Origin of the sequence: Methylobacterium sp. PvR107, from assembly GCF_017833295.1 — a bacterium.
Classification (GTDB): domain Bacteria; phylum Pseudomonadota; class Alphaproteobacteria; order Rhizobiales; family Beijerinckiaceae; genus Methylobacterium.
This window is the reverse complement of record NZ_JAFIBW010000001.1, coordinates 4,436,511-4,460,020: the sequence shown is the minus strand read 5'-3', so window position 1 is coordinate 4,460,020 and position 23,510 is coordinate 4,436,511. Positions and strand designations below refer to the sequence as shown.

Annotated in this window: 28 protein-coding genes and 1 pseudogene; 16 read left to right on the top strand and 13 right to left on the bottom strand. The window is 69.2% G+C overall.

Annotated elements, in window-relative coordinates; translation table 11 throughout:
* Positions 1-254 precede the first annotated feature (254 nt).
* The 5 genes from JOE48_RS21055 (at position 255) to JOE48_RS21035 (ending at position 4,530) form a co-directional block, all read left to right on the top strand.
* The gene (locus JOE48_RS21055) at positions 255-971 is read left to right on the top strand and encodes a protein phosphatase CheZ (RefSeq protein ID WP_210032637.1); all 717 of its coding nucleotides are present in this window, start codon (positions 255-257) and stop codon (positions 969-971) included.
* Positions 972-1,050: 79 nt separating this feature from the next.
* Entirely contained in the window at positions 1,051-3,111 is a 2,061-nt protein-coding gene (gene uvrC / locus JOE48_RS21050) for an excinuclease ABC subunit UvrC (RefSeq protein ID WP_210032635.1), read from the top strand.
* 73 nt (positions 3,112-3,184) lie between these two features.
* Positions 3,185-3,784, top strand: a complete 600-nt coding sequence (gene pgsA / locus JOE48_RS21045; RefSeq protein ID WP_210035946.1) for a CDP-diacylglycerol--glycerol-3-phosphate 3-phosphatidyltransferase — start codon at positions 3,185-3,187, stop codon at positions 3,782-3,784.
* Positions 3,785-3,836: 52 nt separating this feature from the next.
* A complete protein-coding gene (gene moaD, locus JOE48_RS21040; protein WP_192706584.1) occupies positions 3,837-4,088 on the top strand; it encodes a molybdopterin converting factor subunit 1 in 252 nt (83 codons plus the stop codon).
* 211 nt (positions 4,089-4,299) lie between these two features.
* Positions 4,300-4,530 carry a hypothetical protein gene (locus JOE48_RS21035; RefSeq protein WP_210032633.1) on the top strand — a complete coding sequence of 77 codons (231 nt, stop codon included), beginning with the start codon at positions 4,300-4,302 and terminating at the stop codon, positions 4,528-4,530.
* Positions 4,531-4,705: 175 nt separating this feature from the next.
* On the opposite strand, the gene JOE48_RS21030 is transcribed toward JOE48_RS21035, so the two are convergent.
* Positions 4,706-5,476 (bottom strand): SDR family NAD(P)-dependent oxidoreductase, encoded by a 771-nt coding sequence (locus JOE48_RS21030; RefSeq protein ID WP_245252906.1) that lies wholly within the window; start codon positions 5,474-5,476, stop codon positions 4,706-4,708.
* A gap of 160 nt (positions 5,477-5,636) precedes the next feature.
* On the opposite strand from JOE48_RS21030, the gene JOE48_RS21025 reads away from it, so the two are divergent.
* Complete coding sequence (locus JOE48_RS21025) at positions 5,637-6,044, top strand: flagellar biosynthesis repressor FlbT (RefSeq protein ID WP_210035942.1); 408 nt, start codon at positions 5,637-5,639, stop codon at positions 6,042-6,044.
* Positions 6,045-6,050: 6 nt separating this feature from the next.
* Here the strand turns inward: JOE48_RS21025 and flaF are convergent, their stop codons facing one another.
* The gene (flaF, locus tag JOE48_RS21020; protein ID WP_210032631.1) at positions 6,051-6,422 is read right to left on the bottom strand and encodes a flagellar biosynthesis regulator FlaF; all 372 of its coding nucleotides are present in this window, start codon (positions 6,420-6,422) and stop codon (positions 6,051-6,053) included.
* A 111-nt stretch (positions 6,423-6,533) separates the two neighbouring features.
* On the opposite strand from flaF, the gene JOE48_RS21015 reads away from it, so the two are divergent.
* Positions 6,534-6,836: a hypothetical protein gene (locus tag JOE48_RS21015; protein ID WP_409518601.1), complete on the top strand. Its 303-nt coding sequence runs from the start codon at positions 6,534-6,536 to the stop codon at positions 6,834-6,836.
* Here the strand turns inward: JOE48_RS21015 and JOE48_RS21010 are convergent, their stop codons facing one another.
* From JOE48_RS21010 to JOE48_RS21000, 3 genes are all read right to left on the bottom strand, one after another.
* On the bottom strand, positions 6,837-6,977 hold the full coding sequence (locus JOE48_RS21010) for a hypothetical protein (RefSeq protein ID WP_210032629.1): 141 nt from the start codon (positions 6,975-6,977) through the stop codon (positions 6,837-6,839).
* Positions 6,978-7,065: 88 nt separating this feature from the next.
* Positions 7,066-7,389, bottom strand: coding sequence for a hypothetical protein (locus JOE48_RS21005; protein WP_210032627.1), 324 nt, complete (start codon positions 7,387-7,389; stop codon positions 7,066-7,068).
* A 128-nt stretch (positions 7,390-7,517) separates the two neighbouring features.
* A complete protein-coding gene (locus tag JOE48_RS21000) occupies positions 7,518-8,027 on the bottom strand; it encodes a metallophosphoesterase (RefSeq protein ID WP_210032625.1) in 510 nt (169 codons plus the stop codon).
* A 157-nt stretch (positions 8,028-8,184) separates the two neighbouring features.
* Here JOE48_RS21000 and JOE48_RS20995 point away from each other — a divergent pair, with 157 nt between their 5' ends.
* The 6 genes and pseudogenes from JOE48_RS20995 to JOE48_RS20970 all read left to right on the top strand — a co-directional run bounded on the left by JOE48_RS20995 (position 8,185) and on the right by JOE48_RS20970 (position 15,222).
* Complete coding sequence (locus JOE48_RS20995) at positions 8,185-8,904, top strand: cytochrome c biogenesis CcdA family protein (RefSeq protein ID WP_210032623.1); 720 nt, start codon at positions 8,185-8,187, stop codon at positions 8,902-8,904.
* Between the two features lie 28 nt (positions 8,905-8,932).
* Positions 8,933-9,441: pseudogene (locus JOE48_RS20990) on the top strand (hypothetical protein).
* An 87-nt stretch (positions 9,442-9,528) separates the two neighbouring features.
* A complete protein-coding gene (locus JOE48_RS20985) occupies positions 9,529-11,508 on the top strand; it encodes a glycosyltransferase (protein WP_210032621.1) in 1,980 nt (659 codons plus the stop codon).
* Positions 11,505-12,608, top strand: coding sequence for a glycosyltransferase (locus JOE48_RS20980; protein ID WP_210032619.1), 1,104 nt, complete (start codon positions 11,505-11,507; stop codon positions 12,606-12,608). Before JOE48_RS20985 ends, JOE48_RS20980 begins: the two co-directional genes overlap by 4 nt.
* Positions 12,609-12,890: 282 nt before the next feature.
* A complete protein-coding gene (locus JOE48_RS20975) occupies positions 12,891-14,366 on the top strand; it encodes a GumC family protein (protein WP_210032617.1) in 1,476 nt (491 codons plus the stop codon).
* Positions 14,359-15,222: a WecB/TagA/CpsF family glycosyltransferase gene (locus JOE48_RS20970; protein WP_210032615.1), complete on the top strand. Its 864-nt coding sequence runs from the start codon at positions 14,359-14,361 to the stop codon at positions 15,220-15,222. The genes JOE48_RS20975 and JOE48_RS20970 overlap by 8 nt, the downstream gene beginning before the upstream one ends.
* A 2-nt stretch (positions 15,223-15,224) precedes the next feature.
* Here JOE48_RS20970 and JOE48_RS20965 read toward each other — a convergent pair whose 3' ends face one another.
* The 5 genes from JOE48_RS20965 to JOE48_RS20945 form a co-directional block, all read right to left on the bottom strand.
* Positions 15,225-15,800 carry an NUDIX domain-containing protein gene (locus JOE48_RS20965; protein ID WP_210032614.1) on the bottom strand — a complete coding sequence of 192 codons (576 nt, stop codon included), beginning with the start codon at positions 15,798-15,800 and terminating at the stop codon, positions 15,225-15,227.
* A gap of 39 nt (positions 15,801-15,839) precedes the next feature.
* The gene (locus JOE48_RS20960) at positions 15,840-16,097 is read right to left on the bottom strand and encodes a sulfurtransferase TusA family protein (RefSeq protein ID WP_245252904.1); all 258 of its coding nucleotides are present in this window, start codon (positions 16,095-16,097) and stop codon (positions 15,840-15,842) included.
* Between the two features lie 82 nt (positions 16,098-16,179).
* Positions 16,180-16,509 (bottom strand): hypothetical protein, encoded by a 330-nt coding sequence (locus JOE48_RS20955; RefSeq protein ID WP_210032612.1) that lies wholly within the window; start codon positions 16,507-16,509, stop codon positions 16,180-16,182.
* Between the two features lie 98 nt (positions 16,510-16,607).
* Positions 16,608-17,975 (bottom strand): glutamate--cysteine ligase, encoded by a 1,368-nt coding sequence (locus JOE48_RS20950; RefSeq protein ID WP_210032611.1) that lies wholly within the window; start codon positions 17,973-17,975, stop codon positions 16,608-16,610.
* A gap of 295 nt (positions 17,976-18,270) precedes the next feature.
* Complete coding sequence (locus JOE48_RS20945) at positions 18,271-19,023, bottom strand: 16S rRNA (uracil(1498)-N(3))-methyltransferase (protein WP_210032610.1); 753 nt, start codon at positions 19,021-19,023, stop codon at positions 18,271-18,273.
* 219 nt (positions 19,024-19,242) lie between these two features.
* Between JOE48_RS20945 and JOE48_RS20940 the strand changes: the two genes are divergently transcribed.
* Entirely contained in the window at positions 19,243-19,722 is a 480-nt protein-coding gene (locus tag JOE48_RS20940; protein ID WP_210032609.1) for a hypothetical protein, read from the top strand.
* A gap of 84 nt (positions 19,723-19,806) precedes the next feature.
* Positions 19,807-20,754, top strand: coding sequence for a 4-hydroxybenzoate octaprenyltransferase (gene ubiA / locus JOE48_RS20935; protein WP_210032608.1), 948 nt, complete (start codon positions 19,807-19,809; stop codon positions 20,752-20,754).
* 15 nt (positions 20,755-20,769) lie between these two features.
* Here the strand turns inward: ubiA and JOE48_RS20930 are convergent, their stop codons facing one another.
* Positions 20,770-21,225: a DUF6101 family protein gene (locus JOE48_RS20930; protein WP_210032606.1), complete on the bottom strand. Its 456-nt coding sequence runs from the start codon at positions 21,223-21,225 to the stop codon at positions 20,770-20,772.
* Between the two features lie 410 nt (positions 21,226-21,635).
* Between JOE48_RS20930 and JOE48_RS20925 the strand changes: the two genes are divergently transcribed.
* Entirely contained in the window at positions 21,636-22,451 is an 816-nt protein-coding gene (locus JOE48_RS20925) for a 3'(2'),5'-bisphosphate nucleotidase CysQ (protein ID WP_210032604.1), read from the top strand.
* A gap of 219 nt (positions 22,452-22,670) precedes the next feature.
* On the opposite strand, the gene JOE48_RS20920 is transcribed toward JOE48_RS20925, so the two are convergent.
* Positions 22,671-22,907 carry an AsnC family transcriptional regulator gene (locus JOE48_RS20920; protein WP_210032602.1) on the bottom strand — a complete coding sequence of 79 codons (237 nt, stop codon included), beginning with the start codon at positions 22,905-22,907 and terminating at the stop codon, positions 22,671-22,673.
* A 240-nt stretch (positions 22,908-23,147) separates the two neighbouring features.
* Positions 23,148-23,357, bottom strand: a complete 210-nt coding sequence (locus JOE48_RS20915; protein ID WP_210032600.1) for a cold-shock protein — start codon at positions 23,355-23,357, stop codon at positions 23,148-23,150.
* Positions 23,358-23,510 lie beyond the last annotated feature (153 nt).

The window sequence follows — 23,510 nt, the reverse complement described above, 5'->3', positions numbered from 1 at the left end:
GTCGCGCGAATAGTCCCGCCTGGAACCCGCGAATCAGGTGAATGAGCGTGGTGAATCGAATGCGGTTTCGGCGCTGTCCCGCGATCCGACGACGACACCGTGAATCACCGGTAAAGCATCGCTGCCGGAGCTCGGGACGATCCGGGCGCGGACGGGAACGCACCAATCGCACGATCGAAGCGTGGCAGTCACAGTCCGCTAACCGATGTGTTAGAGAGTTACTGAGACGGAACCCGAACGCCTACGCCCGGACGATGACCCAGAAGCGCTATCGCATCGAAGACGCCCTTGGGCTTCCCGGGGCTCCCCCGCCGGCGTCGAGTACGCCCGCCTCCGGGGAGCGTCTCGAAGACATCTTCAACGCCATCCAAGACTTGCGCCGCGTCACCCAGATGAGCGCGAGCGAGACGATCGAGTCCTGTCGCCGGGACCTGCACGAAGCTCTCGCGATGCGCACCGAACTCGACATCATGAAGGATGCGATCACGCGGACCAAGTCCGAGCTGGCGACGCTGCACCGGACCGAGAACACCGGCAAGGGCATGCGCCGGGCGGCCGACGAGCTCGACGCCGTGGTCGATTCGACGGAGCGCGCGACCACGCAGCTCCTCGGGGCGATCGAGGAGATCGAGAGCCACGCCGGCATGCTCAACGCCGCGACCCTTCCGCCCGGCATGAAGCCGCATGTCGACGTGATCCTCGAGCGGGTCATCAGCGCCTACGAGGCGTGCAACTTCCAGGATCTGACCGGCCAGCGGATCACCAAGATCGTCGGCGTGATGAAGTTCATCGAGGAGCACCTCGACCGGCTGATCGCAACCTGGTCGGAACTCGACAGCTTCAAGGAGCTCATCACCGTCATGCCGGTGCCGACCGCGCTGGACGACGAGAGTTCGCTGCTCAACGGACCGAAGCTCGACCACGATCCCGGCCACGTCGATCAGAGCGACATCGACTCGCTGTTCGACTGATCCGCCTGCGGGCCGGCGGCGTACGATTTTTGTACGCCGCCCTGTCCCCCTCGGCGGCAGGAACGCTTAGATCTGCGGTATGAGCCGCAGAGCCCTCACCGACCTGCCCCCCGACGTCTTCGACGACGGCCGCGATGCCGAGCGGGACGAGACCGCCGACGAGGCTGGCCTGCCCGCCGACGCCTCGCCGGAGATCGATTTCGACTTCGAGCCCGGCGCGGTCCAGGCCGGCACCGAGGTGATCCGGCGCTTCTGGTCGACGCTTCCGTCCTCCCCCGGCGTCTACCGGATGTTCGACCATCGCGGCGACGTCCTCTACGTGGGCAAGGCCAAGAACCTGAAGGCCCGCGTCGGCTCCTACGCCCGGGGTCAGGCGCATTCGAACCGCATCGCCCGGATGATCTCGCAGACGGCGGCGATGGAGTTCGTCACCACTGCCACCGAGACCGAGGCGCTGCTCCTTGAAGCCAACCTGATCAAGCAGCTGAAGCCCCGCTTCAACGTGCTGATGCGGGACGACAAGTCGTTCCCCTACATCCTGGTCACCGAGGATGGCCCGGCCCCGCAGATCGTCAAGCATCGCGGCGCAAGGCGTCGGAAGGGCAGCTATTACGGCCCCTTCGCCAGCGTCTGGGCGGTCAACCGGACGGTGAACGCCCTGCAGCGTGCCTTCCTGCTGCGCACCTGCACCGACAGCTACTACGAGAACCGCACCCGGCCCTGCCTGCTCTACCAGATCAAGCGCTGCTCCGGCCCGTGCACGGGCGAGATCGGGCAGGAGGATTACGCGGCCATGGCGGATTCGGCGCGCGCGTTCCTCGCGGGCAAATCCAACGCCGTGAAGGATCGGATGCGCGGCGAGATGCAGGACGCGTCCGAGGCCATGGAATTCGAGCGCGCTGCCCGCTTCCGCGACCGGATCGCCGCGCTCTCGGCGATCCAGGGCGTGCAGGGCGTCAACACGCAGGGCGTCGAGGAGGCCGACGTGTTCGCCCTCGACGAGCAGGCCGGTCAGTTCTGCATCGAGGTGTTCTTCTTCCGCAACTTCCAGAACTGGGGCAACCGCGCCTACTTCCCGAAGGCGGATCGGACGATGACGCCCGACGAGGTGCTGGGCTCGTTCATCGGCCAGTTCTACGACGACAAGCCGGCGCCCCGGACAGTGCTCACCAGCCACGCCATCGAGGACGCGGAGCTGGTCGCCGCCGCCCTGTCGAGCCGGGTCGATTACCGGGTCGAGCTCCACCGCCCGAGCCGCGGCGAGCGCAAGAACCTCGTCGACTACGCCCAACGCAACGCCAAGGAGGCCCTTGCCCGACGGCTCGCCGACACGGCCTCCCAGGGCAAGCTGCTCGGAGCCCTGGGACAGGCCTTCGGGCTCGAGCGTGCGCCGCGGCGGATCGAGGTCTACGACAATTCGCACATCATGGGCACGAATGCCGTCGGCGGGATGATCGTCGCGGGCCCCACGGGCTTCATGAAGGCGCATTACCGCACGTTCAACATCAAGTCCGAGGAACTCACGCCCGGCGACGATTACGGCATGATGCGCGAGGTGCTGCAGCGGCGATTCAAGCGGCTCGCGAAGGAGGCACCGCGCACCGGGCGCGAGGACGCCCTGGCGGCGGCCGAAGGCGGCGCGCCGGAGCCGGTGCCGGCGCCTGCCGACGCGAGCGAGGCCTTCCCGGCCTGGCCCGACCTCGTTCTCATCGACGGTGGCAAGGGCCAGCTCGACGCGGCCAGAGCGGCGCTCGACGCGGTCGGTGTCGCGGGCGTGCCGCTTGTCGGCGTCGCCAAGGGGCGCGACCGCGATGCCGGGCGCGAGACGTTTTTCGTACCGGGCCGGCCGCCTTTCAAGCTTCCGCCGCGCGATCCGACGCTCTACTTCGTGCAGCGACTCCGCGACGAGGCCCACCGCTTCGCCATCGGGAGCCACCGGGCCAAGCGCAAGCGAGAGATGGTGAAGAACCCCTTGGACGAAATCGCCGGCATCGGCCCCAGCCGCAAGCGCGCGCTGCTCCACCATTTCGGGACCGTGAAGGCGATCGAGCGCGCCGCCTTCGAGGACTTGGCCAAGACCCCGGGCGTCAACGCCGCAACCGCGCGGGCAGTCTACGACTTCTTCCATGCCGGCGCCTGAGAACCCCGCCGTCATGACCGAACCGGGCACGAAGGCGTTGACGCCCGCGCCGGGCTCTGATTTCACCCCGGCGATGAACGCCGTCCTTCCCCGACGACGGTCGCCGGCCTGGACGCTCGCGAATTGCCTGACCTACGGGCGCCTCGTTGCCGTGCCGGTGATGGTCGCGCTGCTGTTCTGGCCCGAGTCACACACGGCGCGGTGGACGGCGCTCGGCGTGTTCGTCGCGGCCGCGATCACCGACTACCTCGACGGCTACGTCGCGCGGACCTACGACCAGAGTTCCGCACTCGGCCGGATGCTCGACCCGATCGCCGACAAGCTGCTCGTCTCCGCCTGCCTGCTGATGCTGACCGCGGACCACACCATCGTCGGCTCGAACATCTGGGCCGCGATCGTGATCCTGTGCCGCGAGGTCCTGGTTTCCGGGCTGCGGGAGTATCTGGCCGAGTTGAAGGTCGGCGTGCCGGTGAGCCGGATCGCCAAGTGGAAGACCACGGTGCAGTTGCTGTCGCTGGGCTTCCTTGTGGCTGGACCCGCCGGCGAAACGGTGTTGCCGGGGACGGAATCGATCGGCCTGACGCTGCTGTGGCTTGCCGCCGCCCTGACGCTTTGGACCGGCTGGGACTACATGCGGGCGGGGATCAAGCACGTCATCGACGACCCGCGCTGATGACGCGGAGCGCAAGCGGCACAGTCCCAGGCCTCTGTTCGGCGGTGTTGCCATGAAGCTCGTCTATTTCGCCTGGGTCCGGGAGCGGATCGGCCGCCCCGAGGAGGAGCTGGCCCCGCCTCCGGAGGTCGCCACCGTGACGGATCTCGTCGCGTGGCTGCGCGGGCGGGGCGAGGAATATGCCTACGCCTTCGAGGATCCGGGCGTCGTGCGCGCCGCCATCGATCGCGCCCATGCCAAGCCCGACGCCTCGATCGTCGGTGCTCGGGAGATCGCCTTCTTCCCGCCGATGACCGGGGGTTAGCCGCACGGCGCACGTAGTCGACCCGGCTTGAAGCGCGCGGAATTCCGGCGTCAATGATGCCGTCGCTCCGGCTGCCCTTCATGCCGAACGGCGCGCGGTCCGAGCCAAGTTCCTGTACGGGTTCGGGCCGCTTCAAGACTTCGTTGGCTGCGGAACGCTCAAGCTAGGGCCGCCGTTACCGAGTACCTCTATCGGTTACCGGAGCCCGAGAATGCGCAAGACCCTGCTCGCCACCGCTGCCCTGTTGAGCCTCTGCGCCGCCGCGCAGGCGCAGACTACCGTCATCGAGCGCGACCGGCCCGCTGTGGTCGTCGATCGTCCGGCCTCCGAGTCGAAATCCGTGACCGTCCACGATCACGGCGACGGCTGCGTCACCAAGACGGTGCGCAAGGAGAACGAGATGGGCGACTCCAAGACGGTGAAGAAGGAGACGTGCGACTGAGGCACGCTTCCGCGCGGCCGGGCCTTTCGCCAAGTCCGGCCGCAAACCCTCGGACGCGCGGTCTGACCTCCGGGGACCTTCCTCGCACCGACGCACGGTTTTAAGCGCCGGGCCGCTGACCGGTGCCGCCGGCCCCGCGAGGACGATCGCGGGTGACGGCGTCGCGCCCTCACCGCTAACCGGCATCCACGAAATATCCGTGGCCCGTACACATCCGGGCGTCGTCCGAGACCAGGAACAGGGCCAGCGCCGCGACATCGGCGGGCTGGATCCGGCCGTCGAGGCATTGGGCCGCGACGATCGCGGCTTCCCCCTCCGCTGTGTACCACTTCTCCTGCCGCGGGGTCTGGACGTTCCCCGGCAGGATCGCCGCCACCCGGATTCCATCACGTCCGAGATCGCGCGCGAGCGCCCGGGTCATGCCCTCGATCGCGGCTTTCGCGGTCTGATAGAGCGGCATGTCCGGCAACCCGAGATGCCAGCTGATCGAGCCGAAGTTCAGAATCACGCCTCCGCCGGCCCGCCGCATCGCGGGTACCGCCGCCTGGGCGGCGAAAAACAGATGGCGCAGATTCACCGCCATGCGGTCGTCCCAGTAGGCCGGCGTGACATCCTCGAGCGTGTGGCGGTCGTCGTTGCCGGCATTGTTGATCAGGACATCGAGGCCACCCAGGACCGTCTCGGCCTCGCTCACGAGGGCGCGGACCGCCTCGACATCTGTCAGGTCACAGCAGCGGTAGAGCGGCGTGTGAGCCGCGCCAGGCGCGAGCCTCGCCACCAGGGCTTCCGCTGCGGCGTCGGCGATGTCGCAGAAGAGAACGCGCGCGCCCTGCGTCACGAGGGCTTCGACCAGACCCGCGCCGATCCCGGATGCGCCTCCGGTCACCAGCACGCGCTTGCCGTGCAGGCTCGGATAGAGCGCGCGGTTCACAGGCGGTGACGACATCGGACTCTCCCCACTTCGATCGCGATGGCCTCAGGCCCGCGAATTGTCGGAGTTTTACGCGCGCACGGACGCCCCGCGATGCCACCGCGGGGGCCGTGGATTCGCGAAACGTTAAGAGTTGCCGAATGAAATCGCTGCGTCTTCTAGAAAGGAAAACGCCGTGCCTCTGCGCCTGGAACTCAAGCCGTTCGAGCGGCTCATCATCAACGGTGCGCTGATCCGCAACGGGGACCGGCGGTCCGCGTTCCTGATCGAGACGCAGTGCAAGTTCCTGCGGGAAAGCGAGATCATCACGGAGAGCGAGGCTGATACAGCCTGCAAGCAGCTCCACCTGACCCTGACGGTCATCTACCTCGCCGATGACCCGGCACAGGGAATCGACCTGTTCTTCCGCCAGGCGACCGACCTGATTCGTCTGGTGCCCGCGGCCGCGCAGCAGATCGCGGCCATCGCCGAACTCGTCGAGTCCGGCGAGCATTACCGCGCGCTCAAGCTCGGCCGAAAGCTCGTGGAGTGGGAGTGCGCGAGCCCGCCAGTGCCTGAGGCTCCGGCGGCACCCCAAGGCTAGCGGTGCTCAGCCCGGATTACCCTGCAGACCGGCTGCGATCTGGTTGTTGATCGAGACCAGCGTCGCGATCTTCTCGGGGGTCGGCGCAATCATCGTGTCGACGCAGTTGCGCAGGACGAAGGCACCCAGACGGGCCACACCCTGCTTGACGTCGGCCGGGAGAGGATTCTCGTCGGCCGTCGCCTCCGAACTGAGCAAGGTCCAAACGCGCTGATTGAAGGAAAGCGCCTCGTTCAGCGGCTTGGTCTCCCCCGCGGGAAGCTCACGCCCGGCGCTGATGAGTTGTTGCGCCGCTTTCAACAGCAGGGCCGATTCGGCCTCACGGGGCGTCAGAGCGCTGCGCGCGGTTCTGGCGTAGGCATTGGCGGCAGCGTTCATCGGCGTTCCCCTCCCGGCATCGCACTCGCCTGCGCAGCAGGCTTGCGCGTAGCTGTCGCAGAACAGGAGTTAAGACGGCGTGAGCGGCAGATCCGCCATGATACTGCCGGGTTGGACAACGACCACACTTTGTGGCTCGAAGGAATCCGCCGCCGGACCCCCTCACCAATGCTGAATTTCTGTCTCGGAACTGTTGCTGGCGGCCTCATCGCCTGCGTTCTGACCATCGCGGCGGCGCGTCAACCGGAGGTTCAGGCACGTCTCGGCTTGAAACCGACCCTGCCGCCGATGGCCTTGGCGGCGCTTCCGAAGCCGCCGGAGCCGGATTGCGTCCGTCGCCCCGATGCGGCCCCGAAGATCGGTACGCAGGATATGCTCTTCAACCGCCAGAGATTCTGGTCGGTTTCGCCCTAATCAGAAGGTGCCGATCAGCACGAGCAGCATGGTTGTTGCGACTGTGGTGCTGACGAAGCCGCAGAGGGCGGCCGCGAAGGATGGACCGGTCCGGACGGTGGTCGGGGATTCGAGATCGTTCGAGAGCGTGGCGGGGGTCATCGGCACAGAACCTTTTGGGCGACGTGGGTCGCGCATGTCGGGATAATGCTGGTGGCGTGGCGCGGCCGAGGTGCGGGCGCGCACCCGATCAGTCGCAGCGGTTGATTTTCTTGGCGATCCGCAAGCCCCGAAGCTCGCTGCGCAGGTCGATCGCCACGACGCCCTCGCCGCATCGCTCGAACGCGTCGCGGGCATCGTCGTAGCGGTCGCCGACCTCATCGAGCGTGTCGCAGACACGATCGTGATTGCCCAGCCGCGCCTCTTGGCGCGCCTGGAAACGCAGGGCATTCGCCTCATCGACCTTGCGCTGTGCCTCCAGGCACGCCGGCAGGGCCAGCGCCGAGGAGGTCATGACGAGGCCGGCCAGGACACTGGCGAGGCAGCGAGACAGAGTGGCCGAACTGGCACTCACGGGAACACTCACACACTGGACGTGATGGCAGACCTTCATCGGATCTGCCGGGTTTCTCGGGACGGCTCGTGTCCGCCCCGTCTCTGACCGCTCAAACGGTGAAGCTGACGTGAAGGTTCCGGTCCGGGTCAGCTCTTCCGGCGCAGTCGCGAGGTGAGGATTGCGGGCAACGCCACGGGCGCCGGCCCCATCGGATCGACGCCGACATCGTATTGCTTGGGCATCGGCTTGAGCTTGCCGTGGCTGTGCCCGTGCAGATTGAGCGCGCCTCGGCTCATGCCATTCCAGGTTCGAAATGCGTAGTGGCAGAGAACGACCATCCGGCCCTCGACCGCGAATTCCGCGTAGTGGCGGACCGAGGCCCAGCCAGGCGCCGCCAGCGTCTCGGCGCCGTCGTTGTTGCCGATGATCAGATGCTTCTCGCCGTTGAGCCCGTCGAGGATTTCGCGGATCCGCGCCCCGCTCGGACCGAGCGCGAAATCGCCGAGATGCCAGACGGTGTCGGTTGGCGCCACAACGTCGTTCCAGGCCGCGATCAGGCCGGCATCGTGGGCGGCCAGATCGGGATAGGGTCGGTGGTCGAAGCGCAAGGCCCGCTGATCGCCGAAATGCGTGTCGCCAGTGAAGAAGGTCGTCACTCGTCGCCCCACCCTGAGCCCGTCATCTAGCCGGGATTGCCGCGAAGCGCGGCGCCAGCGGCGTTGTTCCATCGGCCGCGTGGCACGTCGGCGCGTTGACGCGGCCGGCATCCGGCGCGAAGCGTGGCGTGCGGGGCGATCGTGTGAGGGCGCGAATATGCTGGGGACGGTCGGATTTGCCTTCCTGGCCGGCCTGCTCTCGGTGCTCTCGCCCTGCGTCCTTCCGCTGCTGCCGATCGTGCTCGGGACGGCGGCGTCGGAGCACCGGCTCGGTCCGGTTGCCCTTGCAAGCGGGCTCGCGGTCGCGTTCACGACCATCGGCCTGTTCGTGGCGACGATCGGCTTCGCCATCGGGCTCGACGGCGACGTGTTCCGGAGCGCCGGCGCGGTCCTGCTGGTCATCCTCGGCGTGATCCTCATCCTGCCCCGTCTCCAGGCCCAGGTCGCGACCGCGGCCGGTCCGGTGGCGGCCTGGGCCGAGGAGCGATTCGGCGGGTTCGGAACAGGGGGTCTGACCGGCCAGTTCGCCGTCGGCCTCCTGCTCGGGGCAGCCTGGAGCCCCTGCGTGGGCCCGACCCTCGGGGCGGCCTCGCTGATGGCGTCGCGGGGCGAGCACCTCGGGAGCGTCGCCCTCACGATGCTGGCCTTCGGGATCGGCGCAGCCGCGCCGCTGATGCTGCTCGGTCTCGTCTCCCGCCAGGCGCTGATGCGCTGGCGCGGCGGGCTGGCGGCCGCCGGTCGCGCCGCGAAAGCCGCCCTGGGCGCCGTCATGGTCCTGCTCGGCCTGCTGCTCCTGACGGGGCTGGACAAGCGCGTCGAGGCCGCCGCCGTCTCGGCCTCGCCGGACTGGCTCAACGCGATCACGACGCGCTACTGACAGGCAGCGCCCGCAACAGAGATCGGCGATGCCCGATGCCCCTCGTCTGACCAGTCTCGCGCATGGGGGCGGCTGCGGCTGCGAGCTCGATCCCGCCGTCCTGCGCCGGCTCCTCGCCCAGCAACCCGCCGCCGGCCCGTTCGATCGCCTTCTCGTCGGCAATGAGACCCCCGACGATGCGGCGACCGGATTCGGCATCCTGGGCCATGGGCTGGACTCGCCCGCGGCGCCGGGCTGACGCTCGCCCTCGAGGCCGATGCCCTGCCGCTGCTGCCGCGGGCGGAGGCGCTGGCGCGCGACGGCTACGTCACGGGGGCCTCACATCGCAACTGGGCTGCGTTCGGCGAGGCGGTGGACCTGTCGGCGGATGTTCCCGATTGGCGCCCCCACCTCCTGACTGACTCGCAGACCTCCGGTGGATTGCGGGTCTCCCGCGCGGCAGAGGTGGCGGATGCGATCCTGGCGCGCATCCGCGCTGCCGGCGGCCCGGATCGGCCGCGTGGAGCCGGGCCGCCCCGGATCCGTGGTGACGGCTGAGGACGTGGCGTCGCCGGGGAGGCAATCTTCAACAATCGCGGGCAGGCTCTTGCCCCGCACCGTGCAAGAGCCGCCGCCAGACCTGCTGTGACCGACGCCTCACTCCTGCCGCCTCCCGCGCACGGCATCGCCCGCTGGCCCTTCGGGACCGCCGCCTGCGGCCTCGCGCGTCCCACGTCCCTGCCGGACGGGCGGCCGTGGCCGCGGATCCGAATCATCACGGTCACGCGGCACGGGGCCGATCCGAGCGAATCCGTCGCCTCGGTCCTCCGCCAGGACTACCCGGAGGTCCGGCACGACCTCCTGCCGCCCGGCTCTGGCCGCGCCGCGGTCGAGCCGATGCTGGCCGATCCGACCATCGACCACCTGCTCTGGCTCGGCGCGGGCGATCTCCTCGCTCCAGGCGCCCTCACGGCCCTGGCGCTCGAGGCTGCGCTTACGGGCGCTGCCGCGGTGGCGGGCCTGCGCGTTCTGTACGACGACGCGGTCCGTGCGCTCGATGCGCCGGCCGCCACGATGGAGCCTGGGGACGGCACGTTCACGGACAGCGCAATCCTTTGGGCGCGCGACGCGCTGCCCACGCATGCGATCCTCGACGCCGACGGCATGCCGAATTCCGTCACGGCCTGGTCGTCGCTCGGCGAGGCTCGGTGGGCGTGGATCGGGCGCCCCGTGCTTCTGCACAGGCTCGCGGCGGCGCAGATCCCGGCGGGCGGCCTGACGATCGTCTCGCTCACCGGCCTGGGCACCCGGGGCGGCGCCGGCGTCGCGCAGCGACGGCTCGCCGACGCGCTCTCGCTCGCGGGCCACCGCGTGACTGGAATCGTGTTGAGCGGCCGCCCCGAGGCCGCCGAGTGGACCGACACGTTCCCGCAGGCCGAGGCGGCGATCGCGGCGGCCGCCCCCGACCTGGTCCTCGCCGGCAACCTGCACGGGGCGACCCGGAGCCTTGACGTCGTCGGACGTCTGGCGCGGCGGGGACCGGTCGGCTTGGTCCTGCACGACCTCTTCCCGCTCACAGGCCGCTGCTGCCATCCCCGCGATTGCGGCCGCGCCCTGGCCGGCTGCGACGCCGCCTGCCCGACACCGGATGAGTACCCACAGCTCGCCCCGGACCGGATTACCGGCATGCACCTCCGCAAGCGCGCGGTGCTTGCCGGTTCCGCCAGCTCGTGGATGCTGGCGAATTCCGACTGGACGCTGGCGCGCGCCCGGGATCTCGCGCCGCCGGGCGCGATCACGGAGCGGATCCGCTTGGCCTTCCCGACTGCCGTATTCCGGCCGGGCCATCGCGCTGCCCTGCGCAGCCGGCTCGGCCTGCCGCACGGTGACGTACTGATCCTGGTGTCGTCGGTGATCGTCGACGGGCCCGACAAGGGCTTCGCGGACCTGCGCGTCGCACTCCAGGCCGTGGCGCGACCGGGCGTCGGGGTGGTGGCGGTCGGCCGGCTCGACGACCCGACCAGGCTCGGTGTCCCGAACCTGTTCGTGCCCGGCATGATCGCCGACGAGGAGACTCTCGCCGCGTGGTACGGCGCCTGCGACATCCACGTCACGGCAAGCCGCCACGAGACGCTGGGCCAGACGCCGATCGAGGCCGGTCTGTGCGGCGTGCCGACGCTCGCTTACCGCGTTTCCGGCCTGACCTCCTCGGTGATCGACGGCGTCTCGGGCCGCCTCGTCCCGGTGCGGCCCGGCGCCCTGGCGGAGGCCCTGACCGTGCTGGTCGAGGACCGCGACGCACGGGCGCGGCTCGGCGCCTTCGCGCGGATCGCCCTCGAGAGCCGCTACAGCCCGGCCGCTGCCGCCCTGTCCCTGGACGCGGTGTTCCGCCGACAAGGCCTGGTGGACGCCACGATGCGCCCGACCTTCGCACCGGCGATGCTCGGCCACTTTCCGTTTGCAGCCGAACTGCAGAAGGGCGCCGTCGGCACGGTTCCGGCGGCCTCGCCGCCCCTGGTGCGCCGGCTGCGCCGGGCCAAGCAGATGGTCCTGGGCCGCAGGATGCCGCTCTTCGTTCGCCGCTGCCTCTATTTCGCCGGTACGCTGCGACGGAGCGCCCCGTGAGGCACGCGGGGGACGCCGGACGGCGGCGGATCTATCTCGACGAGACGCATCTGCGCGGGCACGTGACCGGGATCGAGCGGATCACGCTCGACCTCTTCGCGCCCGAGATTCTGGCGCCGCACGAGGTCCGCCCGGTGACCAGCGGATCGCTGCCCACCATGATCGCCGCGCAGCAGCTCGGCCTGCCGCTTCGGGCGCTCCGGGATCGGGAAGCCCTGTTCCTGTTTCCCGGATTCCCGCCGGGGCCGCTCTGCGCCGTCGCAGCCGCGCGGTGCCTGCTCTACGTCCATGACACCTTCCTGATCACCCGGAAGGCGGATCTGAGCCTGCGCAGCCGCCTCTACATGAGCCCGAGCTTCGCCCTCGCCCTGCGCTGGTGCCCGAACCTGTTCGTCAACAGCCGCACCACCGGCGAGGCCGTGCGCGCCCTCTGCGCGGACCGCGCCCGCGTCGCGCTGCTTCGCCCGAGCGTGCGCGACGCCTTCGGCCTCGGCGCCTTGCCCGGACCGGCCGGTTACGCCGCCGGCAAGCCGCTGCGGCTGCTCGCGATCGGAACCATCGAACCCCGCAAGAACTATCCGGCCGCCCTGGCCCTGACGGCCGCGCTGATCCGCGTCGGCATCCCGGCGGAACTCCATCTTGTCGGCCGGGTCGGCTGGGGTCGGCACGCGTTCCTCGACGATCCGCCACCCTATCTGCATCGCTACGGCTACCTGTCCGACGCCGCGCTGCGTGACCTCGCGGCCTCGTGCCATCTGCTGATCTCGACATCGAAGGCGGAGGGACTCGGACTGCCGCTGCTCGAGGTGCAGCACGGCGGCCTGCCGGTGGTGGCGCCGGATGAACCCGTCTTCCGCGAGGCTCTCGGCGCGTCGGGGCTTCTGATCCGCCCGGATCAACCGGACGCTGCCGCCGCGGCGCTGCTCGGCTGGATCGCGGAAGGCGGTCTGACCCGGGCGATCCAGGCAAGCCGGGACAACGTGGCACGCTGGAACGGAACGGCAGCCGAGGACGCGCGCCGGTTCCGAAGTTTCCTCGCCGGAGATCGAACAGCGTACGATCCGGCGGATTCAATTGTCGCACCTGGAGGCGCCGCGTGAGACGGAATACGTAGTCCCCAACAAAATCAGGGCTTCCCCCGCCTCTCAGCCGTGACACTTACGTTCGTCTCTGTATCGCTGATCTGCATGTTCCCTGCGTCAGGAACCTGCACCACCGCGAGAGTACTTGTTCGGTATGCGGGTTGCTCGACTGCCGGCGACGAGACCGCCGCAAGCGAGGATCTGTCCCGGATCGGCACGGAGCTGCACCGCGGAGAGACAGGGCGATGGAGGCGGTGGCGGGCGGCGTTCTCCGACCCGGCAGGTCAAGGAGCGAGGCGTATGTTCGACTTCTCGACACGAATGGGCGGTGATCAGCCCGTGCGCATGGTGCTGCCCCAGGTCACGCCTCGGACGGAACCGCGCGTGATCCTGCGGCGCCTGTGGCGGGGAAGCGGCTTCATCGTCCTGGGCGCCCTGTTCATGGTCGCGGTCGCAATCGCGCTGCTCGGCCTGATCCCGCCGCGCTACACATCCAGCATGCAGGTGCTCGTCGATCCGAGCGACCTGCGCGTCGTCGAGAACGACGTGAACGCCCGTCAGCCCCAGGCCGACAGCGGCGTTTCGATCGCCGAGAGCCAGGTGCGGATCATCCAGTCCGACAACGTGCTGCGCCGGGTCATCGCCAAGCTGCACCTCGATCAGGATGACGAGTTCGTGCTGCCGGACGGCAACAATCCCACCCTGAACTGGATCAAGGGCGCGCTCGGCATGCTGCCACCGCCGGCGAGCCGGGATCCGATCAACATCGCCCTCGATACGCTCCAGAACCGGCTCACGGTCCGGCGGGCCGAACGGACATTCGTGATCGACGTCGCGGTTCAGTCCCGCGATGCCGAGAAGGCCGCGCGGATCGCCAACACCATCGGCGACGCCTACTTCGCCGAAGAGGCCGCGGCCCGGACCGACACGGCGCGGCGCGCCTCCGACGCCCTGGGGGGCCGGCTCGCCAACCTGAAGCGGGACGTAGAGCAGGCCGAGAGCGCGGTCGTACGCTACCGGGAGGATCACAAGCTCGTGGCCTCCAGTGGCCGATTGCTGACGGACCAGCAGCTCGGCGACCTGAATCAGCAGCTCGTCACGGCCTCGATCAAGACCGCGGAGGCCAAGTCGCGCCTGGATCAGGCGCGCAAGATGCGGTCCTCCGATCCCAGCACGGCGCTTCCCGAGATGCTGCAATCCCTGGAGATGCAGGCTCTGCGTCAGCAATACGCCACGCTCTCCCGCAACACCGCCGAGCTCGCCACCCGTCTCGGCGAGCGGCATCCGGCGATGGCCGAGCAATACGCCCAGCAGCGCGACCTTCAGCGGCTGATCCAGCGCGAGAAGGAGCGGATCATCGACACGACCCAGAAGGATTACGACCGCGCCGCCGCCAGCGAAGCGGCGATCCGGGTCAATCTCGACCGGGTCAAGGCCGAGACGGTGTCCAGCGACCGGGCCTATGTCGGCCTGCGCGAGTTGGAGCGGACGCTCGATGCTCGCCGAGGCGTCTACGAGGCCTATTTGAAGCGATCCCGCGAGGCGAGCGAGCAGGAGCGGCTGAACACCACCAACGTGCGCGTAATCTCGGTGGCGACGCCCGCCCGCCAACGGACGTTCCCGCCTTCGCCCAAGATCGTCCTTCCGGTCGCCCTCGTGCTCGGGCTGCTCCTCGGCGGCAGCATTGCCCTCGCGCTCGGCGCAGACAGCGACCGCCGACGCGGTCAGCGCGCCGCCGCCCGTCCCGCCGCGAGCTTCCGGGCCGCCGATGCGTGAGATCGGCAATGTCGGCTTCGGGCTGGATGCCGCGGATCCACCCCGTCGCGAGGCCCGCACGACGCGGCTGCCCGCCTCCTTGGTCCCAAGCGCCGTGCAGGCGTGCCCGACCGTGGAGCTGTTCGGCCTGCGCTTCAACACCGGGACCGCCGCAGGGATCGTCGCCGCGGTGGCGGCCCGACAGGACGATGCGCCGCGCATGATCGTGACGGCCAACATCGACCACATCGTCCAGCTCAACGAGGATGCCGGCTTCCGCGGAGCCTATGCCCGCGCGGTCGCCAGGACGCTGGACGGGATGCCACTGGTCTGGCTGGCGCGGGCGGTGTGTCGCCAACCCGTGCAGCGGGTCACCGGCCACGACCTGCTGGCTTGCGTTCTCGCCGACCCGCATACCTTCGCCCGGCGCGTCTTCTTCGTGTCCTCGCGCCAGGACGCGGCCGACGCCCTGGTCGCCCGCCTGCGGGCGGAGGGCCTTCCGGATGGCGCGGTGGCCAGTATCGTGCCGCCCTTCGGCTTCGAGAATGACCGGGATTACAGCCGCGCCCTGGCGGAGCGGATCCAGGCGCACGGCACCACGCTGCTGGTTCTGGGGGTCGGGGCTCCGAAATCCGAGATCTGGGTCGATCGACACGCCTCGGCACTCGGCAACCCGATGGTGCTCTGCGTCGGCGACGCGCTCAATGTCGCGGCCGGATGCCTGAAGCGGGCGCCCGGCGTCATGCAGCGCCTCGGCCTCGAATGGATTTTCCGATTCCTCCAGGCGCCGCGCAGGCTGTTCCGCCGGTACTTCATCAAATCCTGGCGCTTCGTCGGCATCGCGGCCCGGGTGTGCCTCCCACACCGGATCGGCTGATCTCAGCCCGCTTCGGTGAACAGGTCCGGTCGGCGCAATTGCAGCGCGAAGAGCAGCACCAGCGATTTCATGTCGGTGAGGGCTCCGCGCCGACCCATAGCCGCCAGTTCCGGGAGTGGGATCTCGTGCACGGCCACGGCCTCGCTCTCCGAAGCCAATCCGCCGCCTGCGCCGGTCCGGTCGGCCTCGCGATAAGCCGCCAGGAACAGGTCCATCCGTTCGGTGGAGATGCCCGGCATCGACCAGGCGCTGGAGACGAACTCGAGCTCGCCGAGGCGTAAGCCCGTCTCTTCCATGGCCTCGCGCCGGGCCTCGTCCTCCGGCAAGCCCTCGTCGAGGAGGCCGGCCGGCACCTCGAGGTGGCTCGACGGGCCGTTGGCGTAGAGAACCGGAGCGCGAAACTGCGAGACCAGCGTCGCGACGCGCCGGTCGGGATCGTAGGGCAGCACCGCCACGGCCCGGCCGTGATCCTCGATCTCGCGCGTGATGCGGGTTCCGTCCTCCTGCAGCACCTCCGCCACGAGGTAGCGCGCCCAACCCTCGTGCACGAGGCGCACGCCCCCAATCCGTGGTGCCATACCGTTCCCAATCTCATTCCCGAGATCCTGACGGATCGTTCAGGAATACGGCGGCTTCGCGGAGACGGTCATGCGAAAACGCAACCTGTCGCCGAGGCGCTCGGCCGCGTCGAGCCGGGCGCCCTCCTCGCGCACGAGGTTCGGGATATCGATCATCGCCAGAGGATCGGTGCAGGTCACAGCGAGGGTCTGGCCGGGCCTCAGCGCCCGGAGGGCCTTGCGGGTGCGCAGCACCGGCAGCGGGCATTTCAAGCCGCTCAGGTCGATGTCGATGCAGTCCGGCGCCTCGTCCCGCAAACCTCTGGCTCCCGGAACTGGCTCAGCTGACCGGCTTGCGACGGTCATAGGCGGCCACGCGCGCCGATACCAGCGGGCCGGCCTACCACTCGTAATAGCCGAAGGCCGGACCGTAATAGCCGGCGGGCGCGGTCCAGACGTAGCGCGGGCCATAATACCCGGTGTCGAACCCGTGGCTTGGTACCGGTGCGTAGGCGACTCCGTAGCCGAACGGGGCCGGGTAGCCGTATTCGCCATAGTAGCTGTATTGCGGCCGGCCGCGTGCCGCTACGGTACCGGCGATCCGGCCCTCGACACCGTAGTGAAAGCGGCCGGGCACGTTCGATTGAGCCGGGTCGGCGGCTTGGCACGTGCCGGCGGCGATCGTCAGAAAGGCCATACCGGCCAGAATGATGGTTTTCGTACGGATCATAGAACGCCCCCCGGCGAGGCCGGACACGGCCTCCGAACGTTCCATTAGCACGTCGCGCTAGGGATTCGCGCCGGGGCAGGCGCGCCATCGGAGCCGGATCAGAAGACGCATTCCGAGAAGGCAGCACGTACGCAGGAACCCCAGCGCCCCTCGTAATCGGCCAGGAGATCGTCGGCCCGGGTTCGGCCCGCCGCCACGATGGCTTCAAGCGGCTGGAGGTAGCGCGTCTCGTCACGGCCCTCGGCATCATGGCACGCCCGCGCACGCAGACCCGACCGGGCGATGGCCAAGGCCTCGGCCGCGACCGCACCGAGCGTCGTGTTGGCCACCGGGGTCGCGAGCCCGAGCCGCGGCGCCGTGGCCCGTGCGGCCTCGCGGTTGGCCGGGCTCCAGTCCTTCACGAGGTCAAGGGCGGCGTCCAGCGCCGATTCGTCGTAGAGCAGCCCGACCCAGAAGGCCGCCTGCGCGGCGATCATGCCGGGATCGCCGACATCGGCACCGCGCATCTCGAGGAAGCGCTTCAGACGGACTTCCGGGAAGGCGGTCGACGCGTGGTTGGCCCAATCGGAGACCGTCGCGTACTCCCCCGGAAGCTGCGGAAGCTTGCCGGCCATCAGGTCGCGGAACGAGGCGCCCGAAACGTCGTGGTAGGTGTCGCCGCGCTTGACGAAATACATCGGCATGTCGAGCAGCCAGTCGACATAGGCCTCGTAGCCGAACCCCGCCTCGAAGGCGAAGGGTAGCATCCCGGTGCGATCCGGATCGGTGTCGCGCCAGATCTCCGACCGGCGCGACAGAAAGCCGTTGGGCCGTCCGTCGGTGAAGGGGGAGTTGGCGAAGAGCGCAGTGGCCACCGGCTGCAGCGCCAGAGCGGCGCGCATCTTGCGCACCATGTCGGCCTCGGAAGAGAAGTCGAGGTTGACCTGGACGGTGGCCGTGCGCAGCATCATGTCGAGGCCGAGCGATCCGACCTTCGGCATGTAGCCGGCCATGATCCGGTAGCGGCTCTTAGGCATGACCGGGGTCTCGTCACGGCGCCATTTGGGGCTCATGCCGAGGGTCAGAAAACCGATGCCCAGCGGATCGGCTACCCGCTTGGTGGCCGCCAGATGGGTGGCGAGTTCCGCCGCCGTCGCGTGCACGTCGGGAAGTGCCGCGCCGGACAGCTCGAACTGGCCGCCGGGCTCGATCGAGATCGCGCCGCCCTCCTCCGCCGACAGGCCGATGATGTTGCCGAGATCGAGGATCGGCTCCCAGCCGGTCTCGCGACCGAGGCCTTCCAGCAACGCGCGGATCCCGCGCTCACCGTCATAGGGCACGGGTGACCGGGTCTCCCGGTAGAACGGGATCTTCTCGTGCTCGGTGCCGATCGCGAAGCGCTCGCGCGGCTTCTCACCCGCGGCGAACCACTCGATCAGTTCGGCGCGCGCGGTGAGCGGCGTGGTGTCGTTGCTGTCGCGCGCCATGCGCTGCCTGCCCGTGCGTCTGACCTGTGCCTGGGAGAGGGCGCGCCGAACTGCTTCGGCGGGTCCGCCCGATGCAAACCCCATCTCGCGAACGGGGTTCGGGCTGACACCCGCCCCCGACCGCGATAAGCCCGCGGCGCAGGCGGCGTCCGGTGAGGGACATAGTCGAGCCGCCGGGAACCCACAACGCGGCGGCGCCGACCCGGGCCCTGCATCACGTTCGATCCGGCCCGACAATCGTTCGCCAGGCCACCCTTATGTGCGCCGGCACACATGGATCCGGCGGGCGGACATTTCAGCGCGCATCGCCGAGAACCGCCTGCACCAGTGTCAGCACCGCGACTGCGGCGGTGTCGGCCCGGAGGATCCGCGGCCCGAGCGACAGCGCGACGGTATTGGGTCGCGCCCGAATCAGCGCCCGCTCCTCCTCGGAGAAACCGCCTTCCGGGCCGACCAGCACGGCGAGTGGCGGCGGCGCCTGCGGATCGCCCGCAGCACGCAGGGCCGCCACCGGATCGCTGACCGGGGCGTCCTCGTCGCAGAAGACCAGGAGACGCTCCGGCGCGAGTCCGGCGAGAACCACGGGCAGTCGTTCGGGCTCCGGGCAATCCGGGATCGCCAGGATGCCGCATTGCTCGGCGGCCTCCACGGCGTTGGCGCGCAGCCGGTCCATCTTGATCCGCTCGCCCTGCGTGTATCGGGTGATCACCGGCTGGATCGTGCCGGCTCCCATCTCGACCGCCTTCTGCGCGAGGTAGTCCAGGCGCGCGCTTTTCAGGGGTGCGAACAGGTAGTGCAGGTCTGCGGGTGGAGTCTGCGGGCGCGTGCGCGCGGCAACGTGCAGGTCGGCGCCCTTGCGGCCGGTCTGGACCAGATGCGCCCGCCACTCACCGTCGCGGCCGTTGAAGACCAGCACGGGATCGTCCGCCCCCCGGCGCAGGACGTTGAGCAGGTAGTTCGCCTGCGCCCGATCGAGGGGGAGAATCACGCCCGCGGCGAGATCGGGAGCGACGTAAAGGCGCGGAGCGGTGAAGTCGTAGGCCGGCATGGCGCGTGGTTGCCCGCCCCGCCAAGCGTGTCAACGCAGAACGCGCCCTGCAATCTGTTGCCAAAAGGTTACGGGAGCGGCTTTTCCGCGCCTCGTCCACCGGTGCATCGCGCAGCCGGTTTGCCGCTTGATTGACGCCACAATCCTATGGCGAACCCAGGGAAACGGATGAGAGCCGGCCGCATGCGGATTCGGCAGGGGCGTCGAGGGAGTCGTGGAATGGTGAAGAGGAGCTTGAGCCTGGGGGCCGCGGTGCTGGTCGGCACCGTTCTGTTCGGTACCGCCGCCTTCGCGCAGAGCGCGACGCCGGAATGCGGCGCGATCCAGAAGACCCTGGCCGATCGCAAGGCCCTGGTCGGCCGCGCCAACGCGGCGTCGCAGTCCAAGAAGAAGATGACGCCGCAGGAAGCCTGTGCGCTGTTCGGCAAGCTCCAGACCAACGGCGCCGAGGGCCTGAAGTGGATCACCGCCAACAAGGAATGGTGCTCGATCCCGGATTCCTTCGCCGAAGGCTTCAAGGCTGACCACCTGAAGGTCAGCGGCATCCGCACCAAGATCTGCAGCGTGGCCGCCCAGGCGACCAAGATGGAGGCGCAGGCCCGCGCCCAGGCCCAGGCTCAGGCCAGTGGCGGCGGCGGCGGCCTGCTCGGCGGTCCGGGCTTGACCGGGAGCTTCAAGCTGCCGCAGGGCGCCCTGTAAGATCGTCTGAGAGGATCACGGATCCGGCGCGGATCCCCTCTGCAGCGGAGGGGACCTCACGTGCGGCGACCGGAGATCCGAGCGATGAGCAGGACGGCGATAGACGATGGGCGGCCGGCGGATGCGGTGACCGGGCACTGGGTCGACCGGTTCGCGCCGCGGCCCTGGCGACCGTATCTGCGCCTGGCGCGCATCGACCGGCCGATCGGGTGGTGGCTGCTGCTCCTGCCCTGCTGGTGGTCGGCCGCGCTGGCGGCGATCGCCGCGGAGCAGCCCTTCCCCGATCCCTGGCACTGCCTGCTGTTCCTGATCGGTGCGGTGGCGATGCGCGGGGCGGGCTCGACCTACAACGACATCGCCGACCGCGACCTCGATGCCCAGGTCGAGCGCACGCGCCTGCGCCCCCTCCCCTCGGGGCAGGTGCGGCCCCGCCACGCGGCCTTGTTCCTGCTGGTCCAGGCGCTGATCGGGCTCGCAGTGCTGGTGCAGTTCAACGAGGAGGCGATCCTCATCGGGCTGTGCTCGCTCGTGCCGGTGGCAATCTACCCGTTCATGAAGCGCGTCATGCCGCTGCCGCAGGCGATCCTGGGTCTGGCCTTCGCGTGGGGCGCGCTGATGGGGTGGGCGGCGGTGTTCGCCCGCCTCGACCCGCCGGCACTGCTGCTCTACGCGGGCGCGCTGTGCTGGGTCATCGGCTACGACACGATCTACGCGGTCCAGGACATCGAGGATGACGAGATCGCCGGGATCCGGTCCTCGGCCCGGCTGTTCGGCCGGCGTGTCAAAGGCGCCGTCGGACTGTGCTACGCCCTGGCGGCCATCCTGATCCTGCTGGCGGCCAAGGGCGCGGGCGCAGGTCTTGTCGGTTACCTGGGCGTTGCAGCCTTCGCGGCGCATCTCGCCTGGCAGGTGGTGGCGCTGCGGGAGCGCGACGGGCGCGGAGCGCTCACCCTGTTCCGGTCGAACCGGGATGCGGGCCTGATCCTGTTCGTCGGCCTCGCTGCCGACGCGTTGCTACACGGTCTCTTCTGAGGTCTGGGAAGACGATCAGGTGCGGGCGATGATCTCGTTCTCGCCGCGGAAGATCTGCGGCCGCGCCGGCAGCCGCCCGGTCTTGCGGCGAGCCAGGAAGCGCGGGCGGCGAGCGCCGAGCCCGGCATGGCGGCGGCGGATGCGCAACTGACCGAGGATCAAGCGGCCGATCTGCTGGGACACCGGCACGAGGGCGCCGTCCTCCCGCACGATCATCCGCACGAGCCCGGCCCGGCCCGCGATGTCGCGCCACACGGCCACGACATCGTCTTCGTCGAAGCTGCCGAGGCGGTGAAGCGCGGCGCCTTCCGCATCGACGAGGATCAGCGTGAACCGATCGGTCCCGGTGATCTCGGCATCCTCGGCCGCGTAGGCGAGTGCGATGCCGGCGGCCCGGCAAGCGCCGGACATCCGGCCGATCACCGGGAGCGGCGAAGCCGGGAAACAGAGCGCGATGTCCGCATCAAGCATCGGCTGTCCTGTGCGACGTTCGTCCGCGATCGGGGAAGTGTTCATCGGTCCGAGTCCCTGGATCAAGTGGCGACCCCTGTCGGGGCGTCCGTTATGCCAAGCAAAATCGCACCCGAACTCCTCCGCACCGCTTAAGAGCCGTCGTTAAGCGAATCTGGACAGCGCTGTCATTTGCGGAATGCTCAATGCTTCCTTGAATGCTCAACATTTCCTTGCGCTGTTCGATCATTATCGATCGATCAACCAACATCCTTGTGGCGGTGCGGGAGGCGCCGTACAACGGAGCGGCCGGATGCGCGGTCCTCCCGCACCCGGACCTCTCAGCCCAGCCGGGCCCCGACATCCGCTCAATCGGATGGACGGCGCAACGAGGCCCTCTGCGGGGCCTGACCGATTCCACGCGGAGCGCGATGCCCGAGCCTTTCACCGACGACGCCGTATCCGCCCTCATGCCGGACCTGCGCGCCGTCATGCGGGAGGCTGCCGAGATCGCGCGGCCGTTCTTCAGGCTCGGCGGCCAGACCTCCGCGCGGATCTGGTCGAAAGCCGGCGGCTCGCCGGTGACCGAGGCCGACGTAGCGGTGGACGCTTTCCTGAAGGTCCGGCTGAGCAGCCTCGTGCCGCGGGCGGCTTGGCTCTCGGAGGAGACGGCCGACGATCCGGCACGCATCGGCCACGATCTCGTCTGGATCGTGGATCCGATCGATGGGACCCGCGCCTTCCTGTCGGGCCATCCCGACTGGTCGATCGCGGTCGCCCTGCTCTCCGGCGGCCAGCCGGTGATCGGCTTCGTCCACGCGCCCGCAGGCGGCGCGGATTACGAAGCGGTGCGCGGACGCGGCGCCACGCGGAATGGCGAACCGATCCGGGTCGATGACCGGCAGAGCCTGCCGGGCGCGCGCATCACCGGCCCGAAACCGATGCTCGACCGCCTCACGCGCGGCGCCGCCCCGGATCCGGATTTCTCGGTGATCGCGCGGATCCCTTCACTGGCCCTGCGGCTCGCCCGCGTGGCCGATGGGACCGTCGATGTCGGGATGATCAGCGGTCATGCCCGGGACTGGGATCTCGCGGCCGCGGACCTCGTGCTGCGCGAGGCAGGCGGGATCGTGTGCGACTTCAACGGTGACGCCACACCCTACAACCGCCCGGATCCGGTCCATGGCGAATTGCTCGCCGCTCCCGTGGCGCTGCGCGATCCCGTCCTGGCGGCCTGGGGGCGCTGAGACGCGGGACGCGTTGTGAGCCGGGGGAGGCCCGATCGCTGGCTGACGTCCGCGATCCGATCGCGTCATCCGAGATGAGCGGCCTTCCGGAGCTGCGATGCGGAGCCCGGTCCCCGGTCGCCCCGACGCGTCAAGGTCTTCACCTACGGCGCGTCCGGGTTCCAGGTGCGCCTGCGGCGCCCCGGAACGGCAGCGTGAGCCACCGCTCCGTCGTGGCCGTCAGGCCGCCGCGGACTCGCGGAGCCTGACCGCGCCGGGCGCGAGCCCGAGGCGCTCGGCGAGATGCCAGTGCAGTTCCCGCGGAGAATGGTAGTTGTAGGACCGGTCGATCAGGTCGGTGATATCGGCCCCGGTCTGATCCGCGGTCTTGGCCCGTGCCAGCTTGCCGACCCGAAAGGTCGGCGCGTCGGTGACGGGGGACCGGACGCCGCGGCGCCGTGTATATTCGAACAACATAAATCTGGATTTTTCTTATCTGGACCGGACGTTTTACGCCGCCCGGCGTCGTTTCTAGGATTTTGCCTCCGACGCAACCGGATCCCGAACTGTCTCGTCCGGCATGGCAGCGTCGGAAGGTTGAACCGCGTCGCGCGGCCGGTTCAGGATCCCTCACACGCATCCGTCTTCTGGACCGTCTCCCTCTGCGCGCAGGGCGCAGCGGGAGGTCTGTGAGGCGCCTTCACACCTGCGGGACGGTCAGGCCGCCTGCAGGTTGCCGGCGGCGTCCTTGCCGCTGCGCTTGTCGGTGAGGATCTCGTAAGCGATCCGCTGGCCTTCGATCAGATTGCGCATTCCGGCGCGCTCGACGGCCGAGATGTGAACGAACACGTCCTTGCCGCCATCATCGGGCTGGATGAAACCGAAGCCCTTGGTCTCGTTGAACCACTTCACAGTGCCGGTATTCACGTAGTGTACCTCGTTCGTCCATAGGCATCGGCGCGGCGAAAGGGCCGCATGATGCACCAAGGTCTCTCTGGGTTTTGGCCAGTTTGGCGGGGCGCGAGATGCCGGACGCCTGAAGCGTCGGTCTCGGTGGAAAAGCCCCCCGAGGACGTATTT